Annotated in this window: 19 protein-coding genes and 4 pseudogenes; 10 read left to right on the forward strand and 13 right to left on the reverse strand. The window is 69.8% G+C overall.

Translation table 11 applies throughout. From position 1 onward, the window contains the following. The first annotated feature begins 2,101 nt into the window (after nt 1-2,101). The 4 genes and pseudogenes from OH735_RS05045 to OH735_RS05060 all read left to right on the forward strand — a co-directional run. Entirely contained in the window at nt 2,102-2,842 is a 741-nt protein-coding gene (locus OH735_RS05045) for a hypothetical protein (protein ID WP_406379813.1), read from the forward strand. Nucleotides 2,843-2,952: 110 nt separating this feature from the next. Further along, nucleotides 2,953-3,249, forward strand: a complete 297-nt coding sequence (locus tag OH735_RS05050; RefSeq protein ID WP_406379815.1) for a head decoration protein — start codon at nt 2,953-2,955, stop codon at nt 3,247-3,249. Between the two features lie 126 nt (nt 3,250-3,375). Beyond that, nucleotides 3,376-3,525: a hypothetical protein gene (locus OH735_RS05055; protein WP_406379817.1), complete on the forward strand. Its 150-nt coding sequence runs from the start codon at nt 3,376-3,378 to the stop codon at nt 3,523-3,525. 69 nt (nt 3,526-3,594) lie between these two features. Beyond that, a pseudogene (locus OH735_RS05060) lies at nt 3,595-4,266 on the forward strand (major capsid protein); the annotation flags it as partial. A 363-nt stretch (nt 4,267-4,629) separates the two neighbouring features. Here the strand turns inward: OH735_RS05060 and OH735_RS05065 are convergent. Then, complete coding sequence (locus OH735_RS05065) at nt 4,630-5,316, reverse strand: hypothetical protein (RefSeq protein WP_406379819.1); 687 nt, start codon at nt 5,314-5,316, stop codon at nt 4,630-4,632. 203 nt (nt 5,317-5,519) lie between these two features. Then, nucleotides 5,520-5,723, reverse strand: a pseudogene (locus OH735_RS05070) (helix-turn-helix domain-containing protein); the annotation flags it as partial. A 781-nt stretch (nt 5,724-6,504) separates the two neighbouring features. Between OH735_RS05070 and OH735_RS05075 the strand changes: the two are divergent. Further along, nucleotides 6,505-6,609, forward strand: a pseudogene (locus OH735_RS05075) (undecaprenyl-diphosphatase); the annotation flags it as partial. A 43-nt stretch (nt 6,610-6,652) separates the two neighbouring features. Here the strand turns inward: OH735_RS05075 and OH735_RS05080 are convergent. Further along, a pseudogene (locus OH735_RS05080) lies at nt 6,653-7,165 on the reverse strand (hypothetical protein); the annotation flags it as partial. 236 nt (nt 7,166-7,401) lie between these two features. Here OH735_RS05080 and OH735_RS05085 point away from each other — a divergent pair. The 3 genes from OH735_RS05085 (at nt 7,402) to lnt (ending at nt 10,547) form a co-directional block, all read left to right on the forward strand. Then, on the forward strand, nt 7,402-8,265 hold the full coding sequence (locus OH735_RS05085; protein ID WP_406379821.1) for a universal stress protein: 864 nt from the start codon (nt 7,402-7,404) through the stop codon (nt 8,263-8,265). Nucleotides 8,266-8,334: 69 nt separating this feature from the next. Next, nucleotides 8,335-8,832, forward strand: a complete 498-nt coding sequence (locus tag OH735_RS05090) for a nuclear transport factor 2 family protein (protein WP_406379823.1) — start codon at nt 8,335-8,337, stop codon at nt 8,830-8,832. A gap of 92 nt (nt 8,833-8,924) precedes the next feature. Further along, nucleotides 8,925-10,547: an apolipoprotein N-acyltransferase gene (gene lnt / locus OH735_RS05095; RefSeq protein WP_406379825.1), complete on the forward strand. Its 1,623-nt coding sequence runs from the start codon at nt 8,925-8,927 to the stop codon at nt 10,545-10,547. A gap of 13 nt (nt 10,548-10,560) precedes the next feature. Here the strand turns inward: lnt and OH735_RS05100 are convergent, their stop codons facing one another. From OH735_RS05100 to OH735_RS05110, 3 genes are all read right to left on the reverse strand, one after another. Continuing rightward, entirely contained in the window at nt 10,561-10,908 is a 348-nt protein-coding gene (locus OH735_RS05100; RefSeq protein WP_406379827.1) for a hypothetical protein, read from the reverse strand. A gap of 136 nt (nt 10,909-11,044) precedes the next feature. Continuing rightward, on the reverse strand, nt 11,045-11,944 hold the full coding sequence (locus OH735_RS05105; RefSeq protein WP_406379829.1) for a Gfo/Idh/MocA family protein: 900 nt from the start codon (nt 11,942-11,944) through the stop codon (nt 11,045-11,047). 83 nt (nt 11,945-12,027) lie between these two features. Beyond that, nucleotides 12,028-13,239 carry an FAD-dependent monooxygenase gene (locus OH735_RS05110; RefSeq protein ID WP_406379831.1) on the reverse strand — a complete coding sequence of 404 codons (1,212 nt, stop codon included), beginning with the start codon at nt 13,237-13,239 and terminating at the stop codon, nt 12,028-12,030. An 84-nt stretch (nt 13,240-13,323) separates the two neighbouring features. Between OH735_RS05110 and OH735_RS05115 the strand changes: the two genes are divergently transcribed. Continuing rightward, nucleotides 13,324-13,941: a TetR/AcrR family transcriptional regulator gene (locus OH735_RS05115; protein ID WP_406379833.1), complete on the forward strand. Its 618-nt coding sequence runs from the start codon at nt 13,324-13,326 to the stop codon at nt 13,939-13,941. A gap of 75 nt (nt 13,942-14,016) precedes the next feature. Continuing rightward, complete coding sequence (locus tag OH735_RS05120; protein ID WP_406379835.1) at nt 14,017-14,460, forward strand: hypothetical protein; 444 nt, start codon at nt 14,017-14,019, stop codon at nt 14,458-14,460. Nucleotides 14,461-14,614: 154 nt separating this feature from the next. Here the strand turns inward: OH735_RS05120 and OH735_RS05125 are convergent, their stop codons facing one another. The 7 genes from OH735_RS05125 to OH735_RS05155 form a co-directional block, all read right to left on the reverse strand. Beyond that, complete coding sequence (locus tag OH735_RS05125; protein ID WP_406379837.1) at nt 14,615-15,109, reverse strand: hypothetical protein; 495 nt, start codon at nt 15,107-15,109, stop codon at nt 14,615-14,617. Between the two features lie 149 nt (nt 15,110-15,258). Continuing rightward, the gene (locus OH735_RS05130; RefSeq protein ID WP_406379839.1) at nt 15,259-15,942 is read right to left on the reverse strand and encodes a uracil-DNA glycosylase; all 684 of its coding nucleotides are present in this window, start codon (nt 15,940-15,942) and stop codon (nt 15,259-15,261) included. A gap of 87 nt (nt 15,943-16,029) precedes the next feature. Then, the gene (locus tag OH735_RS05135; RefSeq protein WP_406379841.1) at nt 16,030-17,613 is read right to left on the reverse strand and encodes an ABC transporter substrate-binding protein; all 1,584 of its coding nucleotides are present in this window, start codon (nt 17,611-17,613) and stop codon (nt 16,030-16,032) included. A gap of 118 nt (nt 17,614-17,731) precedes the next feature. Next, nucleotides 17,732-18,487: an SDR family oxidoreductase gene (locus tag OH735_RS05140; protein WP_406379843.1), complete on the reverse strand. Its 756-nt coding sequence runs from the start codon at nt 18,485-18,487 to the stop codon at nt 17,732-17,734. Nucleotides 18,488-18,507: 20 nt separating this feature from the next. Continuing rightward, entirely contained in the window at nt 18,508-19,269 is a 762-nt protein-coding gene (gene fabG, locus OH735_RS05145; RefSeq protein WP_406379845.1) for a 3-oxoacyl-ACP reductase FabG, read from the reverse strand. 234 nt (nt 19,270-19,503) lie between these two features. Continuing rightward, entirely contained in the window at nt 19,504-19,887 is a 384-nt protein-coding gene (locus OH735_RS05150; protein WP_406379847.1) for a DUF3037 domain-containing protein, read from the reverse strand. Further along, nucleotides 19,884-20,741, reverse strand: coding sequence for a HipA family kinase (locus tag OH735_RS05155; RefSeq protein ID WP_406379849.1), 858 nt, complete (start codon nt 20,739-20,741; stop codon nt 19,884-19,886). The genes OH735_RS05150 and OH735_RS05155 overlap by 4 nt, the downstream gene beginning before the upstream one ends. Between the last annotated feature and the right edge of the window lie 905 nt (nt 20,742-21,646).

The raw sequence follows: 21,646 nt of genomic DNA on the forward strand, positions 1-21,646 counted from the left end.
GACGAGGGCATCTCGCACGCTGTTAGCTAGGGTGTCCTCCCCGCTGACGCGGGGGCGTTCCGTCCGAGCCGTCACGCAGCACGCGGCCGCCGACGTCCTCCCTGCCGACGTGGGGGTGTTCCGAGTGCCGAGACCAGTCGTTCCTACCTCCGCTCGTCCTCCCCGCCGACGCGGAGTGTTCCGTAAAAGCCCATCGCGGCCAGACCGGTGGCCACGTCCTCCCCGCCGACGCGAGGGTGTTCCGCCCCACGATGTGGGCGTCAACCCGCCCCTGCCGTCCTCCCCGCCGACGCGGGGGTGTTCCCGTGCGGCAAGATCTGGCTGTGCTCGGTCTGCTCGTCCTCCCCGCCGACGTGGGGGTGTTCCGTGACAAGTCCAGGGGCCGCCGCGCCGTCGTGGGTCCTCCCCGCCGACGTGGGGGTGTTCCGGAGACTGGGATGAGCCAGTCCGAGGCAACCAGGTCCTCCCCGCCTGCGTGGGGGTGTTCGGGCATCCCGCTGACCACGGGGACGGTCACGAAGTCCTCCCCGCCGACGTGGGGGTGTTCCGCAGTCCGCCCCGGCGGACGACGTGGTGGACGGGTCCTCCCCGCCGACGCGGGGGTGTTCCGACGCTGTGACCGATGCCGTGTCCGACAGCTCCGTCCTCCCCCGCCGACGCGGGGGTGTTCCGTCCAGGCACCGGTAGACGAAGACCGGCCGACCGTCCTCCCCGCCGACGCGGGGGGTGTTCCGAACGCGGCGAACATGAGACAGGTGGGTGTCTCGTCCTCCCCGCCGACGCGGGGGTGTTCCGCCGCACTGGGCGCGACCGGACGAGGGTCCGCGGTCCTCCCCGCCGACGCGGGGGTGTTCCGTCCTTGCCGACCACGGTGACGTCGGCGCCACCGTCCTCCCCGCCGACGGGGGGTGTTCCTGCGACCACAGCGTCTACGCGAAACACGTTCCGGTTCTCCTCGCCGACGCGGGGGTGTTCCGTTGAACGGCGCCTCGATGGGGCCTTCGGGAGTCGTTCTCCGCGCCGACTCGAGGGGTGTTCCGAACCACGCGCGGAAGAAGACCCTCGCCGACCTGTTCTCCCCGCCGATGCGGGGGGTGTTCCGCTCGTCAAGAAGCCGCCCGTTGACCCTCCGCCGTTCTCCCCGCCGACGCAGGGGTGTTCCGCTCGTCAAGAAGCCGCCCGTTGACCCTCCGCCGTTCTCCCCGCCGACGCAGGGGTGTTCCGTACCTGTACCCCTGGCGCATCCCGCCCGCGTGGTTCTCCCCACCGACGCCAGGGTGTTCCGGACCCGGCCGCCGTCGTCGAGGGCGCTTGGCCGTCCTCCCCGCCGACGTGGGGGTGTTCCGTTCGCGAAGGTGCCGGCTGCCCCGGTGAGCTCGCTCTCCCCGCCGACGCGGGGGTGTTCCTCCGACGCTCAACTTCACCGGCCTGCACGACGGTCCTCCCCGCCGACGCGGGGGTGTTCCGGTTGTAGTTGTTGCCTACGCCGATCGTGGCCTGTCCTCCCCGCCGACGCGGGGGTGTTCCGGCGAGCACGTCAGCTTCATCGGGCCTACCGGCGTCCTCCCCGCCGACGCGGGGGTGTTCCGCTGGGCTCTGCCGGGATCGGAGACGCGATCGAGTCCTCCCCGCCGACGCGGGGGTGTTCCTCTTGTAGGACGTGTTCGCCTTCAGGGAGCCGAGTCCTTCCCGCCGACGCGGGGGTGTTCCGTCGAAGGCGTCCGCCGAGCCGTCCGTCTCGGGGTCCTCCCCGCCGACGCGGGGGTGTTCCGGATTGGTCAAAGCGTCGCTCTCGAACGCTTGTGTCCTCCCCGCCGACACGGGGGTGTTCCGGCGCGGCGTCTGATCGCACTCTCCCCTGTCCAGTCCTCCCCGCCGACGCGGGGGTGTTCCGCGGCCGTGCTTCGCCCACCATTCGCGCAGCTCGTCCTCCCCGCCGACGCGGGGGTGTTCCGGCGGCCGGGGCAGGTGACAATGAAGCGGCCGAATTGGCAGGTCGGGAGCATTCTGGCCTCTACCAAGGAAGCGCCCGACTGTGGGGCAGGTATTGCCCAGTGAGGCGTGGGCTGGCTGCCTTCGAGCCGGGGGTCGTCGCGCGCGGGTGGTTACACTGATCGTCGGCGCGGGGGCGCTGCTGCTGGAGGACGAGATCCGCATGGACAGGCTGCTGCCCGCCCCCCGTACGCCCGTCGGTCGCCGGCGTGATGGCCGCCCGATCTTCCCGATCGTGGGGGCGGACCCCACCGACCCTTCCAACGACCAGCTCCCCGACCCCGCGCAGCCTGTGGCCCAGACGGGGCAGGCGATGGACCAGGAGACGCTGACGCGGCTGCTGGCCCGCGAGAAGCAACAGGGCGAACGGGCTGCGGTGCGCAAGCTCGTGGAGCAGCTGGGGTTCGCCAAGACCGACGACCTGGCTGCGTTCGTTAAAGCTCAGCAGGACGCGCAGGAAGCGCAGTTGACGGAGGTGCAGCGCCGGGAGAAGGCCGCCGACGACGCTGCTGCTGCCGCTGCCGCCCGTGAGGCTGCTGCTTCCGCCCGTGAGAGGGCCGCGGTGCGCCGTGCCGCCCTCGTCGCGCTTGGTGCCAACGGCGTGGATCTCGCCGATGCCGAGCGTCTCCTGACCGTTGACGACGACGCCGACGAGCAGGCCGTCGCCGGTGCGGCCACCGCACTCAAGGCGCGCCGCCCGGAGCTTTTCGGCAAGACTCCCATCTCGGCGGCGGCGCCAGGTGGTTCACCTGCTGGCGGGCCCCCGCAGCGCGGCGGCACCGTCCCGAAGCGGGGTGCGGCCGGCGCCGAGATGGCCCGCCGACGCGGCTTCACCACCAAGACCACCTGACTTCCCACCGGCGGGACAAGGCCGGAGTGGGGACCACGCCCCTTTTCGTGGACGACGCCACCACCTGGTGAGCGGACGATCATCCGCCTGATCGTGTCCACGGAGGACTCATGTTTCAGCCGGTCACCACGACCCAGAACCTGACCGCCGACCGGTCCTGGCTGGCGTCGCTGCACGGCACCGCCCAGACCGACTCCATCACCCTCGACCTGACGACGTTCACCGCGAGCACCCACTACTTCGCCTCGACGGACAGCACCGTGCCGTTCAGCCGGTTCCTGTCTGGTGTGCCCGTCGGCAAGATCACCGCGAGCGGCCTGTATGGCCTGTACGCCACCGGTGCCTCCGACGGCCGCCAGAACCTCGCCGGGTTCGTGTACGCCGAGGTGCTGTTCAACCCCACCTAGACCAAGGTTCCGGCCGCGCTGCTATGGCACGGCTCGGTGAAGACCGCGAAGCTCCCCGTCGTCGTCGCCCCGGTCGTGCCGTCCGCCACCTGCCAGATCCGCTTCGTGTAAGGAAGGAGGCCCAACATGACCATCGCAGACCTCATCAAGGGCGTCACCGTTCAGGACCTGACCACGTTCGCCCGCGAAATCCCCACCCCGGCTGACTTCCTGCTCACGCAGACGATCTTCCCGAAGGTGGAGGTCCATGACGTGATGTGGCGGATCAAGAACTAGGGCCGCTACGTCAACGCCGCGAAGTACCGCAGCTACGACGCCAGCGTCGTACTCGCCGACCGCCAGGCGTGGACGACCAGCACACAGGGCATGCTGCCCGCCCTGGGCCAGAAGCTCCTGGTCGGCGAAATGGAGATCCTGCTGCAGGAGGCGTCCCGCGGCGCCGACCAGGACCGCCTGATCGAGCTGCTGTACGACGACGTCGAGCGGCACGTGGAAGCCGTCAACTCCCGCCTGGAGCTGGCCGCCGGTGACGTTCTCACCGACGGCAAGTTCTCCCTGGCGGCGGAGAACGCCCCCACCACGGACGTCGACTTCCAGGTGCCGGCGGCGAACATGCCGACCGCACCCGTCCTGTGGTCCGAACCCACCTCGGACCCGATCAAGGACGAGCTGGGGTGGCTGGACTACCTCGACACCATCGGCGCCCCGTTCCCCGAGCTGGTCGTCACCAGCCGCCGCGCCTTCTCCTACCTGGGGAAGAACAACGCCTACCGGGCCGCGTACTACGGGTCGGTGAACCCGTCGACCACGCCGACGGCCTCCCTGACACCGCAGCAGGTCAACGTGGTGCGCGGCAACTACGGGCTCCCGCCGACCGAGCTGTACAAGGGCCAGGTCCGCGTCGACGGCGCCACGGTGTGGCCGCTGCCGGATGACCGGTGGGTGATGGTGCCGCCGGACCGCACCAAGTGGGGCCAGACCATTTACGGCACCACGGCGGGCGAGGAGGCAGCGTAATGCCTCGCGGCCGATGCGGATGATCCGACCGTGGACGGTGATGGAACTTCTGAATTCCTGAAGCTTTCTCATGTTGTCCGACCGATCCACGGTCTGAGCGAAGGCAAGGAGGCTCGGGCCGGCGGCACTGGCAGTCGCAAGAGGCCCTCGCGAGCATCAGGCGCCGGTCTCGACTGAGGCGCCGGTAAGCCGCCCGCGACCCGGCCCGGCGGCGATGACGTCTCCTGCGCGGCGCGATGGCCGGTGGGACCGTCGGCCTCGTCCGGGAAACAGCCATTGATCGCCGCACAGAGGTGGCTGGTCTTGAACTCGGCGACACCGGGCCCGCGCAGATGAACGTAGTTTCTGCCGTTCCTGGGGAAGCTATTTGATCTTCGCGGCGATGGTCTGGACGAACTCAGGGAGCACATCGTCCCGCCAGACGAAAGGTGCTGGGGCCGGCGTGCCCTTGAAAGTCACGGTGGTCTGCCCGCCTACGGTGAACAGCAGCGGGCCTTTGCGACAGTTCCAACTGCCCTCGTGGAGCCCGGTGATGACACAGCGATCCGCACCCCTCGCACCCTGGTTGGTATTGGTTCCTAGCGCGGCACGATCGACGTAGCTGACAATCAACTTGGGGTCGGCCACGGCCTCGATCCGGAACCAGAACTGGGTAGCGCTGTAGCTCTCGCCCGGAAGGCGCATGCTGTAGAGGCACTGGCCGGACTCGGACCTGTCACTCTCTTTCCACGAAGAGTCCGCAGCAAATTCCTTGATCGACAAGGCATTGATCGGGCGGCTCTCCTGTTCGATGTTCTTGACGCCAGGGAAGATCGCCTTGATCTCCTCCTGGTCCACGAACGAGCACGCGTCCGGCCACTGATTCGCGGGCAGGATTGCCCCACCCTTGAGCACAGGAAGGTTGACAGGCCCACCTCGGGGGGCGGCCTTGCCTATCGCTACATCACCCTCGGACGACATGTTCGTACTGACCAGGATCGTCAGCAGGACGACATTTGAGATCAGGAGGATGCCCACCAGGGTCAGCACCGTGGCTCTGTTCTTCCGCATGGCGGCCGATTCTCCCCGCGGAGCGAGCTGATTGTCGACCGCATTCGCTACACCGAGGCATCCCGCCCGGGAGATCCCGGACACAGCCGCAGAGCAAGACGTGCCATCGGTTCCCGTGAACCCAAGAGCCAGAGCCGCCGGGCAGGGCTGATGACCAATGAGTTCGCCCCAAAGCCCTTCAGTTCGCACGAACTCATGGGTCTCTGAGGGTCCAGACAGGCCAGGCCGATCTCGTTGAACCGGTGGATCACGTCGCGGACGGTGTCCTCGTCGGCCTGCACCAGCTGGGCGATCACCGGTACCCGGTTCCCGCCGGCCGAGGCCAGCATCATCGCCCTCCGGTAGCGCACCGAACCCCGCGAACCCATGCGGTCACAGCACCAGTTGCTGATCCGCCGGCCGTACATCGACGCCGAGCCGCCCGGCTGCTCGCCGCGGCCAGGCTGCGGCACCTGAGGCAGCGGTGCGTGGACGATGGCGCCCTGGTTGACCTCCGGGATCAGGCCGTACACGAGGACACAGGACGCGTCGATCCGACCGGGGCTGGCCGCGTCGGTCGGCATCCACGTGGCCCACTCGTTTTCCAGGTCCGTCATCATGCCGCGCAGCCGGACCCGGTCCTCGACCATCTGCTGAGCGATCGGTTCGGCCCGGAGCAACTTGCCTTGCTGGGCGTGGACGGCGTCGATCAGCTTCTTCGCTGGGATCCGGCCTTCGTCCTGCAACGCCTTCCACGCCGTGCTGATCGCCAGGGTGCACATGTCGCGGCCGAAGTTCCATTCGACGTAGATCACAGCAGCGTTCGTCTCGTGCGCCAGCAGGCAGGCCCGCCTCGACCACTCCACCGACGACATCGCGGCCGACACGTCGTGGGTGATCCAGACCCGGTTGTCGTCGCCGAGGAACCCGCCGATGATGCCGGCGACGTCGCGCCCGCCGCCGGACGGGTCGATGGACACTGCGATCTTCTGCGGCTCTACCGGGGTGACGCCGTCACGGATCGCCCGGAGCAGGTCCCGCGACACCAATGCGCCTTCTGCAGGCTGAGGGTCGCCCTGCGACAGGGCGTGCCAGTCCCGTACGGACGACGTCCTCTTGACGTCGGCCCACCATGCCAGGAGCGCCCTCCGGTTCTTCGTCGGGATCTTCGGGTGCGGCAGCGGGTCACCTGGGGCGCGGCCAAGCGGGAGCTTCATGCCGTTCGTCATCTACCGCGTGCTGCTGGGCGTGCTGCTGTTCGCCTTGGTGGCGGCGGGCGTGCTGAGCCCGCACGCGGGCGAGTCGGCGGGATAGAGGGTCCGTCCGACGGGGACGGAGCGGGCGGCCGCAGCGCCGTTCAGTACGCGACGACCGCCCACGCCAGGGCCGCGACAACCAGCGCCGCACAACACCCCGCGGCGGCCCGTACGACACAGCGGCGGGTGCGCGCGCTCCAGGATGTCCGGGCGAGGAGCTGGGCGAGCGCCGGGAGCACCAGGATGGCGTGCAGGCTCACGCCGTGCAGCGGTTTGAGCGATGCGGTGGAGCGGTAGCCGGCCGTCTGGTGTCCGGTGCGGGTGAGGTACACGCCGCGGGCGATCATGGCCATGCCCGACAGCAGTCCGACGAGGAGAATCGCCCACCCCGCCCGCAGGGCGACGGCCATACCGGCGGGCCCCTGCGGGCGCCGGGTGAACGAGGCGATCGCGAGAGTGGCAAGGATGCCGACCAGCAGTCCCCCGCCGACAGCAAGCGACATGGAGACCGCGGTGTCGAACGGGGTCTCCATGTTGAAGTGGGACGGTACGCCGCGCCACGCCTGGAGCGTGATGCCGCCGACCTCCAGCACGCAGTCGGCGGCGAAGCCTCCCCCGGTCCGCCGCCTCGGGCGTCGTACCGGCGGAGGCGGTTGTCCTACGCCGCGCGGAGTACCGGCGGTGCCGTCCGGCGGGCCACGACCGGCCGTAGCGTACGGGGCATGCCCCGGCCGGACACGAGTCGACCGGTCCGGACAACCGGCCCGGGCAGAAGGGGCCGAAAGTCCCTGCCGTACGGGTCGTGCACGGACCAGCCTGGGACTCGTACCGCCGGAACCTGGAGGGAATCATGACCACCGCCGACTGTCCCGTGATCGCAGCCGTCGACGGCTCGTCGCACAGCCGTGAGGCACTCGACTGGGCCGCGCGCGAAGCCGTACGCCGGGGGCTCGCGCTGGTGATCGTGCACGCCCGGACGCCGACCCGGCGCGACGTCCGGGAGACGCAGCTGCGTGGTGCGGAGGAGCTGCTCACCCGGTCCGTACGGAGGGTGGGCGAGATCGCTCCGGATCTGCACCCGACGACGCTCGCACCCCTGGACTTCCCCGCGGCGGCGCTCACCGCGCTGAGCCGCGACGCGTCGCTGGTGGTCGTCGGCTCGCGCGGTCTGGGCGGTTTCCGGTCCCTGATGCTCGGCTCCAACAGCCTGGCGACCGCCTCGATGGCCAAATGCCCCGTGGTCGTCATCCACAGCGGACCGCCGGAGGAGGACGGCGGGGAGGCGGCGCAGGCATACCCCGACATCGTCGCGGGCGTGGCCGCCGACGAGAGCAGTGAAGCGGTGCTGGACTTCGCCTTCGCGACGGCCGCGTCCCGGCCGGGTGCGCGGCTGCGGATCGTGCACGGCTGGACGATGTTCTCCTCGATGCTGTCCGGCGGTCCCGTCTTCGACCGGGATGCGGCGGCAGGCGCGGCCGAGCGCACCCTCGCCGAACTCACCGCGGGCCGGCATGAGAGGTACCCGCAGGTCGAGGTCGTCAGGGAACCGGTCGGCGGCTCCGCCTCACGCACCCTGGTCACGGCCTCGGCGACCGCGGCGCTGACCGTGATCGGGCGGCGCAGGGGCGGTGAGTCCCTCGGGCTCGGGCTCTCCCCCGTCGCGCAGACCACGCTCACGCACGCGCTCGGCCCGGTGGCCGTGGTCCCCTGCTGACCGCTGTGCCGACCCGCCCGTGCGTGCACGCCCCTTGGCGTCGCACTCCTGCGGGCAGACACTGACCCGATGACGCAGCGCGTGGATCTCTCGACCGTGATGGACCAGCTGTCCATCGATGCAGTGATCACCGGATACGCGAGGGCGGTGGACGACGGCGCATGGGCGGACTACCGGGCCCTTTTCACCCCGGACGGCCGCGCCGACTACCGCAGCGCGGGCGGCATCGAAGGGCCCGCCGCCGAGGTCGCGCAGTGGCTTGCGCAGACCATGCGGCTCTTCCCCGTACGCCAGCATCTGATCGTCAACCGCCGGCTCGATCTCCAGGACCTGGGCGGCTACCCGGGCGACCGCGCCGAGGTGCGGGCCGACTACCTGAACCCGATGCGGCTGGAGCGCGCGGCGGGTGGCGAGGGCGGTTCCGGGACGGCGGCGGGCGCGCCGAACTTCGTCTCCGGCGGGCGGTACGCCTTCACCCTGTCGCGTACGGGGAGCGGATGGGGGATCCGTAGCGTGATCGTCGACGAGAAGTGGCGCGACACAGCGGGCTCGCGGGTCGCGGGCTGACCGCGCCCACCGGGTGCTTCCGTTCGCCGGCGCCGGGGAAGAACTGCGGAACGGGGGCCCAGGGGCGACACTGCTGATCAAGGAGGCGCGGCATGCGGATTCCGACGGGTCGGCACGAGCGGTGGCAGCGGATTCCGCGGTCCGGAGGGTGGCGTGGCTGCGTCGCGCTGCTCGCCGGTGCGCTGCCCGCGCTCGCGTTCCCCGCCCCTTCCCTGTGGTGGCTCGCCTACGTCGCTCTGGTGCCGTGGCTGCTGCTGATACGGTCCGCCGGTACGGGGCGCCGGGCGGCGCTCGACGGCTGGCTCGGCGGGATGGGCTATCTGCTCGCCGTGCATCACTGGCTGATGCCGAGCCTCCATGTGTTCATCGTGATCCTGGCGGCCCTGCTCGGTCTGCTGTGGGCGCCGTGGGGACTGCTGGTGTTCCGGACGTTGCGCGGGCGGGTGCGTGTCGCGTCCGCGGCGGCGGCGGTCGTGGTGGTGCCGTGCGGCTGGCTGATGATCGAGCTGGTCCGCTCCTGGGAGGGGCTCGGCGGTCCCTGGGGGCTGCTCGGCGCGAGCCAGTGGGAGGTGGCTCCGGCGCTCCGCGTGGCGTCGGTCGGCGGGGTGTGGCTGGTGAGTCTTCTGGTGGTCGCCGTGAACACCGTCGTCGTCCTGCTGTTCGTGAGCGCGGCCGCCCGGACGGTCGCCGTAGTCTCCGTCGTGGCGTGCGCCCTGGTGGTGGGGGCGATGGTCGGGTGGGCGCCGCGGCCCGAACCGTCGGGCGTGGCCAGGGTCGCCGTCGTGCAGCCGGGTGTGCTCACGGGTCCCCGGAGCGTAGAGCGCCGGCTCGCCGTCAGTGAGCGGCTGACCGGATCGCTGGCGGGACGCGGTCTCGATCTGGTCGTGTGGGGCGAGAGCAGTGTCGGGGTGGACCTCTCCCAGCACCCTGACATCACCGCCCGGATCGCGGCCCTGTCGCGTCGGGTGGGTGCGGATGTGCTGGTCAACATGGACGCCCGGCAGACCGACGCATCGGGGCGGACGGGGATCTTCAAGTCCGCGGTGCTGGTGGGTCCGCACGGGCTGACGGGACAGCGGTACGACAAGATGCGCCTGGTGCCGTTCGGGGAGTACGTCCCCGCCCGTTCGGTGCTCGGGTGGGCGACGTCCGTGGGCAGGGCGGCGGGCCAGGACCGGCTGCGCGGCACCCATCCGGTCACGATGTGGCTCCCCGGAGCCGACGGCGGGAAGGGGCTGCGCATCGGGCCGCTGATCTGCTTCGAGTCCGCGTTCCCCGACATGAGCCGGCGGCTGACCCGGGACGGTGCGCAAATCCTGGTCGCCCAGTCCTCGACCGCGACGTTCCAGCACAGCTGGGCTCCCGAACAACACGCCTCGCTCGGGGCGTTGCGAGCCGCCGAGAACGGCCGCCCGATGGTGCATGCCACGCTCACCGGCGTCAGTGCGGTGTACGGCCCGCAGGGCGCGCGGATCGGTGCGCCGCTCGGTACGGATACGAGTGGGGCCGAGGTGTTCGACATACCGCTGGCGTCCGGTACCACCCTCTATGTGCGGCTGGGCGACTGGCCGGTGCACGGGGCGTGGGCGGTGCTGGCCGTGTTCTTCGCGTACGAGGGGGTGCGGATGCTCAGGAGGCGCGACAGGGGCGGGCCGGGCGGTGCGAGGGACGCGCAGGCTCCGGTGGTCGGTTCACGCGGCGGGCCCGCGGCGTGAGCCCGCCGCCGGGCTATCCCGGTCCGTTCACGGAGACGATGTGCCCCTGGGCGTCGACGGTGAGCGAGACCCGCTCGACCTTGTTGGTCACGGCCAGCACCAGCCACACCGCGCCCCAGAGAAAGCAGGTGAACACCATCAGGAGGGCGTGCAGCACATGGTTGAGCGGCCGGCCCCGGACCATGACGACCTGCGTCTCGGACCGCGACTCCACCCGCCAGCCGCCGGCGATCCGCTGATTGACCGCCCAGTCGAGGATCAGCCCGCGCTGCATCGCGTCTGGCGGCCGCCCGTCGGCCGAGTAGTAGCCGGGCGGCGGCTGGAGCGCTCCCCAGCCCTTTGGCTCGTCGTGGGGCCTCACGAGGTCACCTCCACGGGCCGGTGGTCCATCTCCTCAGCCTGCACCGGAGCGGGTCCCGCCGCATCCCGGAGCGAAAAGCCCCGGCGGGTGCTGAAAATCCTGGCCGGTCCCGGACTTCAGCACCTTCCCGACCCGCCTAGGCGCAGTCCAGGTCGCGCAGGACGCGCTCGCACAGCTCGTGCGTCTGCAGGGCGTCCCTGGCGCTCAGCACCTTTCCGGCCCGTACGGCGTCCAGGAACGACAGCACGCTCTGTTCGATGCCGCGCTGACGGGCCACCGGGACCCAGTCGCCGCGTCGGCGTATGCTCGGCTGGCCCTTGTGATCGATCACCTCGGCGAGGTTCACGACCTCGCGCTTGGAGTCCTGGCCGGAGACCTCCAGCCGTTCCTCGGTCGAGCCGCTGAGCCGGTTCATCAGGCCGATCGCGGTGAATCCGTCACCGGACAGCTGCAGCACGACGTGGCCCATCAGACCGTCCCGGATCCTGGCCTGCACGACGGTGTGCTCGATCGGCCCCGGGGCGAGGAAGCGCAGGGTGTCGACGACATGGATGAAGTCGTCGAGCACCATGGTGCGTGGTTCCTCGGGCAGGCCGACCCGGTTCTTCCGCATGAGGATCAGCTCGCGCGGGTGCTCGGCGCACTGCGCGTATCCGGGCGCGAGCCTGCGGTTGAATCCGACGGCGAGGCTCGCCCCGCGCTCCTCGGCCAGGCTCACCAGCCTCGTGGAATCGGCGAGTTCATAGGCCAGCGGCTTGTCGACGTAGGTGGCGACGCCCGCGTCCAGCAGCCGGCCCACGATCTCCGGATGCACGGCGGTGGGCGCGTGGACGAACGCGGCGTCCAGGCCCTCGGCGAGCAGCGATCCGAGGTCGGTGTGGCGCTGCCCGGACGGGATCCGGTGGGCCTCGGCGACCGCCGTCAGGGTGGCGGGGGTGCGGGTCTGCAGATGCAGTTCGACCCCGGGCAGTGTGGTCAGAACCGGCAGATACGCCTTCTGCGCGATGTCGCCGAGCCCGATGCAGCCGACCTTCACGGGGGTCTCCCTCTCACTGTTCGGCACCGGCCGGCGCGGCGTCCACCGGGTGAGGGTGCCCGTCGGGCTGTTCGAGCCGGTGTCTACCGCGGTGGCCGGTGCGCGTCCTTCGTCCGGGCAGCATACGTGTGCTCCGGCGGCTGCCAGTCCGCGATGCCGTCGAAGGTGCGCAGGACGAGAGTGGGCCCGATCCGCGAGACGCCGGCGATCAGGGCGTCGCGCAGCAATACGGCCGGGGCGCCCGTCCATCGCATCAGCCGGGCGGCCTTCGCCGCTTTGCGGACGATGGCCGTCGTGCGGGGCAGCCGGTCGGCGGTGTACGCGGCCAGGCCCGCGCCGAGGTCCCGGTCCGGCGTCACGTGGTGGGCGAGCACGATGGCGTCCTCGATCGCCTGGTTGCCGCCCTGGGCGAGGCTGGGGGACATGGCATGCGCGGAGTCGCCGACGAGAACGGTGCGGCCCCGGTGGAAGGAGGGCAGGGGGTCGATCAGGTGGTGCACGTCGTTGCGGAGCACCTGGCCGGGCTCGGCGGCGGCGATGACGGAGGGGATCGGGTCGTGCCAGCTCCCGAACCGGCGCATCAGCTCCGCCTTCTCGTCGTCGGCGGCATGGGTTCCGGCAGCGGCGACAGCGGCCGCGTAGGCGTAGATCCGGCCGTCCTTGAGCGGCTGGGTGCCCCAGAGCGCGCCGCGCCCCCAGGTCTCGTGCGGGGCGAAGGGCCGCCCGGACGCGGGGACGACGATGCGCCAGGTGGTGAATCCGGCGTACGAGGGTCCGGGGTGGGCCGGGAAGAGGGCGCCGCGTACGCCGGACCTGATGCCGTCGGCACCGATCACCAGGTCGGCTTCGATGGTCCCGGACACCGTCCGCACCACGGCACGCGCACCGCCCTCGACGCCCGGGTCCAGCAGTTCCGCGACAGCACCGGTGTGGATGGTGGAGTCGGGGAGCCGGGCCACGAGGCGGTCGACGAGGGCAGCCCGGTGCAGCAGGACGATCGGGCCGCCGAACCGTTCGGTCGCGGCGGCGCTGTTCGTACGGGAGAGCCAGCGGCCGCGCGGGGTACGCATGCCGCCCGCGCCCTGCCAGGCGGCGAGGGACCGGATCTCGTCGCCGAGGCCGATGACGTCCAGAGCGCGCTGGGAGTTGGGAGCGAGGGCGATACCGGCGCCGACGGGTTCCAGGGAGGCGGCGCGCTCCAGAACGGTGACTCGCCAACCGCTCCTGCGCAGGGCCACCGCCGTGGTGAGGCCTCCGATTCCGCTGCCGATGACGACGGCGTGGGGATGGTCCATAATTCCTCCTCGAACCCTCGAAACTACATCTGTAGTGACACGCTCACCGTACTACAGATGTAGTGCCACGGGTAGGCTGGCCCCATGGCCACACGCACCACCGGCACCTCCCGGGCCGATCTCATTACCGATGCCGCCCTCGCGCTCCTCGCCGAACGCGGGATGCGCGGGCTGACCCACCGCGCCGTGGACGAGCGCGCCGGACTCCCCCAGGGGTCGACGTCCAATTACGCCCGCACCCGTCAGTCCCTGCTGGAGGCGACGGTGCGACGGCTGGCGGAGCGCGAGGCGCGGGTACTCGCCCCGGGTGAACTTCCGGTTCCGGACGCCGCACAGCCACCCGGCCCGGAGGCACTGGTCGCGGGTCTCGCGCTGGCGCTGCACCGGTATCTCACCCACCATCCCGAACTGCTCGTCTGCCGCTACGAGCTCGCCCTGGAGGCCACCCGCCGCCCCGAGCTGCGGGAGTTCTTCGACGCGACGGGGCGGCAGTTCCGCGAGCCGCTGATGGCGCTGATGACGGCGGCCGGCTCGGCCGAACCCGAGCGGCACACCCTGTCCCTGGTGGCCTGGTGCGAAGGGCTGATGTTCTCGTGCGCCGCGGGGTCGTACCACCGCTCCGTACCGACGGAGGAGGAGTTGCGTACCGGATTCGCCGAACTGCTGCGCGGGATGCTGGGATCCGCGTGGGCATTGCGCTGACCGGCGTCACTCGTGCGGGCCAATCCCGGCATTCCGACTCCCCTGATACCGGTTGCGCACAGCAGAGTTGATCAGGTGCAACGAACCAGAATCACCGTGAAGCTCCTGGTCTGCGTGGCGGTCACGACGCTGTCCGGCTGTGTGTCCGTGACCCCGCAGCCGGATGTTCCGCCCCGCCCCCGAAACAGCAGCCCCGCCCGGGACCTGGCGCCGCAGATCGCGCGGCCACCTGTCCACGACAGCCTGGAAGCCGTACCCGTCCCCGCGCCCTCCGCCGCCGCGTCCACCCCGGCGGGTGCACCGCCGGACACCGGCCGCGCCGCGGCCCGCACCCCGCGGCAACGGAACAGCCCCGGGGCGGCCCGGCCGCGTCACGCCCCGCCCGCCGTAACCGCCCCGGTCCCGGCCCTGCCGGCCCCCGTCGCCGGAACGGACGTCTGCGCACTGGGACGGGGGTACGGGCACTGGCCGGCGGGCAGCCCGCAGTCCCGGATCTGCGAGAACACCTACGGCCGCTGAACCCGGCACGGCGGGGACGAGCGGTCGCCCGGCACCGCAGAAGCAACCACCGGACCCGGCACGGGGGAAACAAGCCGTCGCCCGGCACCGGAACGCCACTCTCCCCGCGCCGGGAGAGTGAGTGGTGGCCCGGCCATGTCGGCCGGGCCACCACTCACATCTCCCGCATCTCCCGCAGTCTCAGCTCCAGCCGCACGATCGCCGCCCGGACCCCTCCCCCGTATCCGTCGTCCGACCCGTCCTCCGCGAACACGCCGGAGGCGGCTAGTGCCCGGTCCAGATGGATCCGGGCCGCCTCGGGGCGCTGAAGCTTCACATAGTCCGCCGCAAGATTGAGATGGAGCGACGGATAGAACGCCCGCACCGCGGGCGCGTCGGAGTGCTGCGCCGCCCGCTCGTCGGTCAGGCTGTCGGCCGCGGTCAATGCCCGTAGGTCCCAGGCCAGTTCATCACCAGGGTCGTCCTGGGTGTCGGCCATGTAGTGGGCGAGGGTGCACCGGTGCAGGGCGTCGCCGTCCTCGCCGATCTCCGACCAGAGGTCGCCGAAGCGATTGCGGGCCTCCTCCCGGTCACCGCCGTGCAGGAGCATGATGGCCTGGCCGATCCTGGTCATGACGGCGTCCTTCGACGCCTCCCGCTGCTCCGTCACTGCGGCCTCCCTGTCCCTGTCCACCCGTTCCCGACCGACCGTTCACGATCGACGCTAGCCGCAGCCGCGGCCAATCCCGCTGAGGCTCGGGCGGGCGTCCGGGCCTGTCCACCGGGCGCCCGCCACCGGCCCCGGCCCGGACCGCGGCGTCAGCCCAGGTCGGGAATGCGCCAGTCGATGGCCTCGTGCCCTTGCGCCGCCACCGCCTCGTTGATCTGCGTGAACGGACGGGAGCCGAAGAACTTCTTGGCGGAGAGCGGTGAAGGGTGCGCGCCCTTCACCACCGCGTGGCGCTCCTCGTCGATCAGCGGGAGCTTCTTCTGGGCGTAGTTGCCCCAGAGCACGAAGACCGCCGGATCGGGCCGCGAGGCGACCGCGCGGATCACCGCGTCGGTGAACTTCTCCCAGCCCTTGCCCTTGTGCGAGTTGGCCTCGCCCGCGCGCACCGTCAGCACCGCGTTGAGCAGCAGGACGCCCTGCTGGGCCCAGGGCATCAGATACCCGTTGTCCGGGACGGGCAGACCGAGCTCGTCCTTCATCTCCTTGTAGATGTTCCGCAGGGAGGGCGGCGTCTTCACACCCGGCCGCACAGAGAAGCACAGGCCGTGCCCCTGTCCCTCTCCGTGGTAGGGGTCCTGGCCGAGGACGAGGACCTTCACCTTGTCGTAGGGCGTGGCCTCCAGGGCGGCGAACACCTGGTCGCGCGGCGGATAGACCGGCCCCTTGGCCCGCTCCTCCTCGACGAACTCGGTGAGCTCCTTGAAGTAGGGCTTCTGCAGCTCTTCGCCGAGGACGCCGCGCCAGGACTCGGGCAGCAGGTCGGTGTCGGTCACGTCTACAACCTCCGGTAGGTAATACGTTCTTCACCCGAGAACCTACCGGGGGCCACTGACAACTGACCTCGCGAGCCCGGCCGGGACCTACCAGCTGGCCTTGCGGTACAGCTCCCACATCTGCATGACCGTCTGCGGGTCCAGGGCGCGCTCGCCGCCACCGATGTCCTCGCCCGAAGCGACGTACAGCTTGCCCTGCCACAGCGGCAGCAGCCGTACATCGCCGACCAGGATCCGCTGGGCTCGTTCGAACTGCTTACCGACCGCGCCCCGGTCGCTCTCCTTGCGGGTCTGGGGCAGCAGCTGCTCGGTGATCTCACGCTTCATGTAGGGCATCCCGGTGATGCTGTCCTTGCCCACGAAGGGGGCGATGAAGTTGTCCGGGTCCGGGAAGTCCGGGAACCAGCCGCGGCCGAAGACGGGGTACTGACCCTTGGTGAATCCCTCCTGGAACTCCTTCCAGGAAGGCTTGCTCTTCAGCGTGATCCGGAACAGTCCGGAGGCTTCCAGCTGACGCTTCAGCTCGTCGAATTCGGGGACCGTGGAGGAACCGTACCGGTCGGTCGTGAACCAGAACGTCATCGCGACGGGTTTGGTGATGCCCGCCTCGGTGAGGATCTGCTTGGCCTTGTCCTTGTCGGGGTCGCCGTAGACGTCGAAGAAGCTGGTGGTGTGTCCGGCGATGCCCTTGGGGACCGTGGAGTACAGCGGCTCGGCCGTGCCCCGGTAGACCTTGGCGACCAGGGCGTCACGGTCCACCAGTTGGGCGATGGCCCGCCGTACGGCCACGTTCCCGGCGGCCGGATCCCTGGGGTTGAAGACCAGGAACCGGATGTCCGCGCCGGTGGTCTCCACAATCTGCAGATCGCTGTTCTTGTCCTTGTTGTCTTCCAGATTGACGACCTCCTCGGCGGTGAGGCCGCGGTAGATCGCGTCTATCTCGTTCTTCTTCAACGCGGCGACCACGGGGGCGGATTCCTTGAAGTACCGGATGGTCACAGCGTCGTTCTTACGGTTGGCGAAGCCCTTGTAGTCCGGGTTCTTCACCAGTTCGGCCCGGTTCCCCGGCTTGTACGCATCCAGGAGGTAGGGGCCGGATCCGGTGACCTTCCCGTCGTTGCGGATCTTGTTCTTCGCATAGTCGCTGGGCGCCACCAGCGACATCGCGGGCGTGGCGAGAATGAAGGGGAACGTGGCATCCGCCTTGGACAGATGGAAGACGACCATGTCGTCGCCCTTGGTCTCGACCTGGTCCAGCGAACCGAGCATGCCGGCGGGGCCGCCCTTGACTTCGATGGCCGAGATCCGGTCGATGGAGTACTTCACGGCCTCGGCGTCGAGTTTGTCGCCATTGGAGAACTTCAGGCCCTTGCGGATTTTGCACCGGTAGGCCGTGCTGGTCGTGTCGGTGAACTTGCACCATTCCGCGGCATCGGGCTCGGGGCTGGTGCTGCCGGTGGGGAAACTCACCAAAGTCTGGAAGACATTCCGCATCAGTTCCCAGGAGTTGTCCCACGCCGCCGCCGGATCGAGGGTGGAGGGCTCACTGGTCGTACCGACGACTATCTTCTGCTCCACGTTCGAGCCGCTGTCGGAAAGAAGTCCGCAGCCGGCCAGCAGGGAAAGGGAAGCAAGGACTGCAGCGGCCTGCAAACTGGCCCGGTAGAACACGTGAACGCTCCTCGATCAGCCATGGGTCGGCAGACCATACCGCAGTGCCCCGTCGGGTCAATCCACAGGCCCGACAGGGCACTTGAGTCAATAAGGTCCAAACCCACTCAGGCTGTTCTCAGCCCACGCCCGCATTGAGGAAGATCCCGCCGTCGACCACCAGGGTCTGTCCCGTGATCCAGTCGCTCTGGCTCGACGTGAGGAACGCGGCGGCGCCGCCGATGTCCTCGGGGACTCCCAGCCGGCCGAGCGGATAGGCCGCGGTGACCTCGGCCTCACGGCCCTCGTACAGCGCCCGGGCGAACTTCGTCTTCACCACCGCGGGGGCGATCGCGTTGACTCGGACGACCGGCGCGAACTCGTGCGCCAGCTGGAGGGTCAGGTTGACCATGGCGGCCTTGCTCATGCCGTACGCGCCGACGAACGGCGAGGCGGAGATTCCGGCGACCGAGGCGATGTTGACGATCGCCCCGCCGTTCTCCTTCTGCCAGGCCTTCCAGGTCTGCTGGGCGAAGCCGAGCGCCGAGATCACATTCGTCTCGAAGACCTTGCGGGCGACGTTGAGGTCGAGGTCCGCCATCGGGCCGAAGACCGGGTTCGTACCAGCGTTGTTGACCAGGAAGTCGACCCGGCCGAACGCCTCCATGGTGTGCTCGACGGCCGCCGCCTGATGCGCCTCGTCGTGCGCCTTGCCCACCACACCGATCACCCGGTCGGAGCCGAGCCGCTCGACGGCCTCCTTGAGAGCGCCCTCGCCGCGCCCGGTGATGCACACCCGGTCGCCGCGGGCCACGAGCGCCTCGGCGATGCCGTAGCCGATGCCCCGGCTCGCGCCGGTGATCAGCGCGACCTTCCCGCTGTCCTGCACAGTCATGATGTCCGCAACCCTTCGGGTCAGTTGAGCGGTCCGCCGGCGACATACATGACCTGGCCGGAGACGAAGCCCGCCTCGTCACCCGTGAAAAAGGCGATGGCGTTGGCGATGTCCTCGGGCCGGCCGACGCGCTGCACCGGGATCTGGGTGGCGGCGGCGGCCTGGAACTCCTCGAAGCCCATGCCGATCCGGGCCGCGGTCTGCGCGGTCATCTCGGTGACGATGAAGCCGGGGGCGACGGCGTTGGCGGTGATGCCGAACTTGCCGAGCTCCTTGGCGAGGGTCTTGGTGAAGCCCTGCAGTCCGGCCTTGACGGCGGAGTAGTTGGCCTGGCCGCGGTTGCCGAGCGCCGAGGAGGAGGAGAGCGAGACGATACGGCCGAACTCGGCGTCCACCATGTGCTTCTGGACGGCCTTGGCCATGAGGAAGGCGCCCTTGAGGTGCACGTTCATCACGGTGTCCCAGTCGGACTCCGTCATCTTGAAGAGCAGGTTGTCGCGGAGCACACCCGCGTTGTTGACGAGGATCGTCGGGGCGCCGAGCTCGGCGGCGACCCGCGCGACCGCAGCTTCCACCTGGGCGCTGTCCGACACATCGCAGCCGACGGCGAGGGCGGTCCCCCCGGCGGCGCCGATCTTCTCGACGGTGTCCTTGCAGGCCGCCTCGTCGAGGTCGAGTACGGCGACGGCGCGGCCCTCGGCCGCCAGGCGTACCGCGGTGGCGGCGCCAATGCCCCGCGCCGCTCCGGTCACAATGGCGACGCGCTGCTCGGTGGTGGACATGCTTGGTTCTCCTCACCCTTGGATCGCGACTCAGCGGACGTCGGGACGCTCCCGGCACGAAACCTTCACGTGCACGGAACCTCCCCGATAACTGAGCAACCGCTTAGTACCTTCAGCAGACGAGACGCTAGAAGCCCTGGCACCCGGTGTCAACGGCTCACGGCCGCAGGGGCGCATGTCACACCCGGCGGCGCCGCTGCCGGGTGGTCACGGGCGGCGCCGCCGGGGCGGGAATCAGCGCACCAGCAGGTCGAGCAGCCGTTCGACCTCGGCTTCCGGGTCGTTCGTGAGGCCGCTGTGCACGGGGCTCGGCTGGACGACGGTGGAACGCGGGGCGATCAGCCAGCGGAAGCGCCGGCCCGCGTCGTCGCGGGCCGCCTGGCCCGCGTCCGTTCCACCGCGGCAGACACCCTCGACGGCGTGCAGAGCGGCCCGTACACCGACCACGTCGGCGGTCGGGTCCAGGGTCGTCAGCTTGGTCTCGTCGAGATGGGTGCGGGCGGCGACGAATCCCCGCGCGCGGCAGTAGACGATCACGCCGGCATTGAAGAACTCGCCGCGCTGCACCCTCGGCACCACGCGCAGCACCGCGTACTCGAAGACATCGCGCTCGCTCACCGCTGGCCGTCCTTGTCGTTCTTCTTCTTGGTGGGGTGGGGCCACGGAGTGAGGTGCTCGGTGAGCCAGCCCGGGACCCGGGACGGCTTGGGCTCGGTGGGGCCCTCCAGCGTGATCCGCTCATGAATCGTCGCGGCGCGCGGCAGCAGCGCCTCCACGTAGGCGCGGCGCAGCTCGTCCGTGGAGTCGAAGCCGGGCTCGTCCACCAGCCATTCGTCGGGGACCTCGGCCGCGACCTCGGTGAGCAGTTCCTCGGTGACCAGCGGGGCGAGTTCGGCGGCCGCCGCCGCGATATCGGGGGCGAACGGGGCGAGCGCGTGGTCCGAGGCGCTGTACGGCTTGGCGGCGGACGTCAGGGCGCCGGGCCAGTTGTGGTGCCAGATCATGGTGGCGCCGTGGTCGATGAGCCACAGGTCGCCGTGCCAGATCAGCATGTTCGGATTGCGCCAGGACCGGTCGACGTTGTTGATCAGCGCGTCGAACCAGACGACCCGGCCGGCTTCCCGGGAGTCCACCTGATAGGCGAGCGAGTCGAAGCCGATCGATCCGGGCAGGAAGTCCATCCCGAGATTGAGCCCGCCGCTGGCCTTCAGAAGTTCCTGCACCTCCTGGTCGGGCTCGGCGAGCCCGATGACCGGGTCGAGCTGGATCTGTACGAGGTCGGGAACACGGAGGCCGAGCCTGCGGCCGAGCTGTCCGCAGATGACCTCCGCGACCAGCGTCTTGCGGCCCTGTCCGGCGCCGGTGAATTTCATGACGTAGGTGCCGAGGTCATCGGCCTCGACGATTCCGGGCAGCGATCCGCCCTCCCGCAGGGGTGTGACATAGCGGGTGGCTGTGACTTCGGTGACCATTTCCCCAGGCTATACGGCTCAGATCCCTGGAGATCCACGGACCGAGGTCAGGGCCGTACAGCCTGGGGGATCACCCCGATCAGCCCTGGGGAGAATCTGGGGAGTTTTGGCCGGCGACCCGCTTTCCGAGGAAACCGTCGATCACAGCCCGGCCCCGGTTCCCGGCCTCCGGCATGAAGTGCGCGTAGTAACCGAGCGTATTCGTCGGCGATGAGTGCCCCAACCGCTGGGCCAGGGTGACGACAGGATCGCCTGCCTCCAACATGATCGAGGCGTAGGTGTGCCTTGTGTCCGCAGAGGCCGTGTGCGGATGAGTGTGTGTGGCCATTGAGCAGGCGGACCTGGATGACTGCGTTCGCAACGCTGATCGATGGGTGTCTTGCATTTCGGCGACATCGCTGTGGCGCACATCACCATCTGCGTGCGAGTGGTCCTGTGGGGGTGGAGCATGACGCGCCCGTTCAGTACGCTGAAAGAGCCTCATCTCAAGGCAGGGCCGGGGCTCTTGGATGCGCGGACCGATGTGCGCTCTGGGGGCCCACATCATCCGTGTGGGCCCCGGCTCATGAGATGAGGTGGCAGGGATGGTCAACGCGGAACCCGCTCAGGTGAGATCTGACTGGTTACGTAAGGCAGCCTCACGGTTAGCTGTTGCTCTCGGCGCGAAGGTGCTGTGGGCGGCGATAGTGAAGCTGTTCGACCATGGAGGAGTTGATATTTAACTCCGGGTGAGGCGGGTGTAGTCCTCAACCCCCAGATGCCAGCGTCATTCAATGACGCTGGTTGCGAGGGCGTAATCCGCCTCACCGTCTGTCTCCGGCCTACTGTCCGGGACACCCATTCAAGAGTGGGGTATCTCAACTGCAGGAGCCGATAATGGTCGTTCGGGCCGCAGACAGCCTGGT

Source organism: Streptomyces sp. NBC_01618, from assembly GCF_045209435.1.
Taxonomy (GTDB): domain Bacteria; phylum Actinomycetota; class Actinomycetes; order Streptomycetales; family Streptomycetaceae; genus Streptomyces.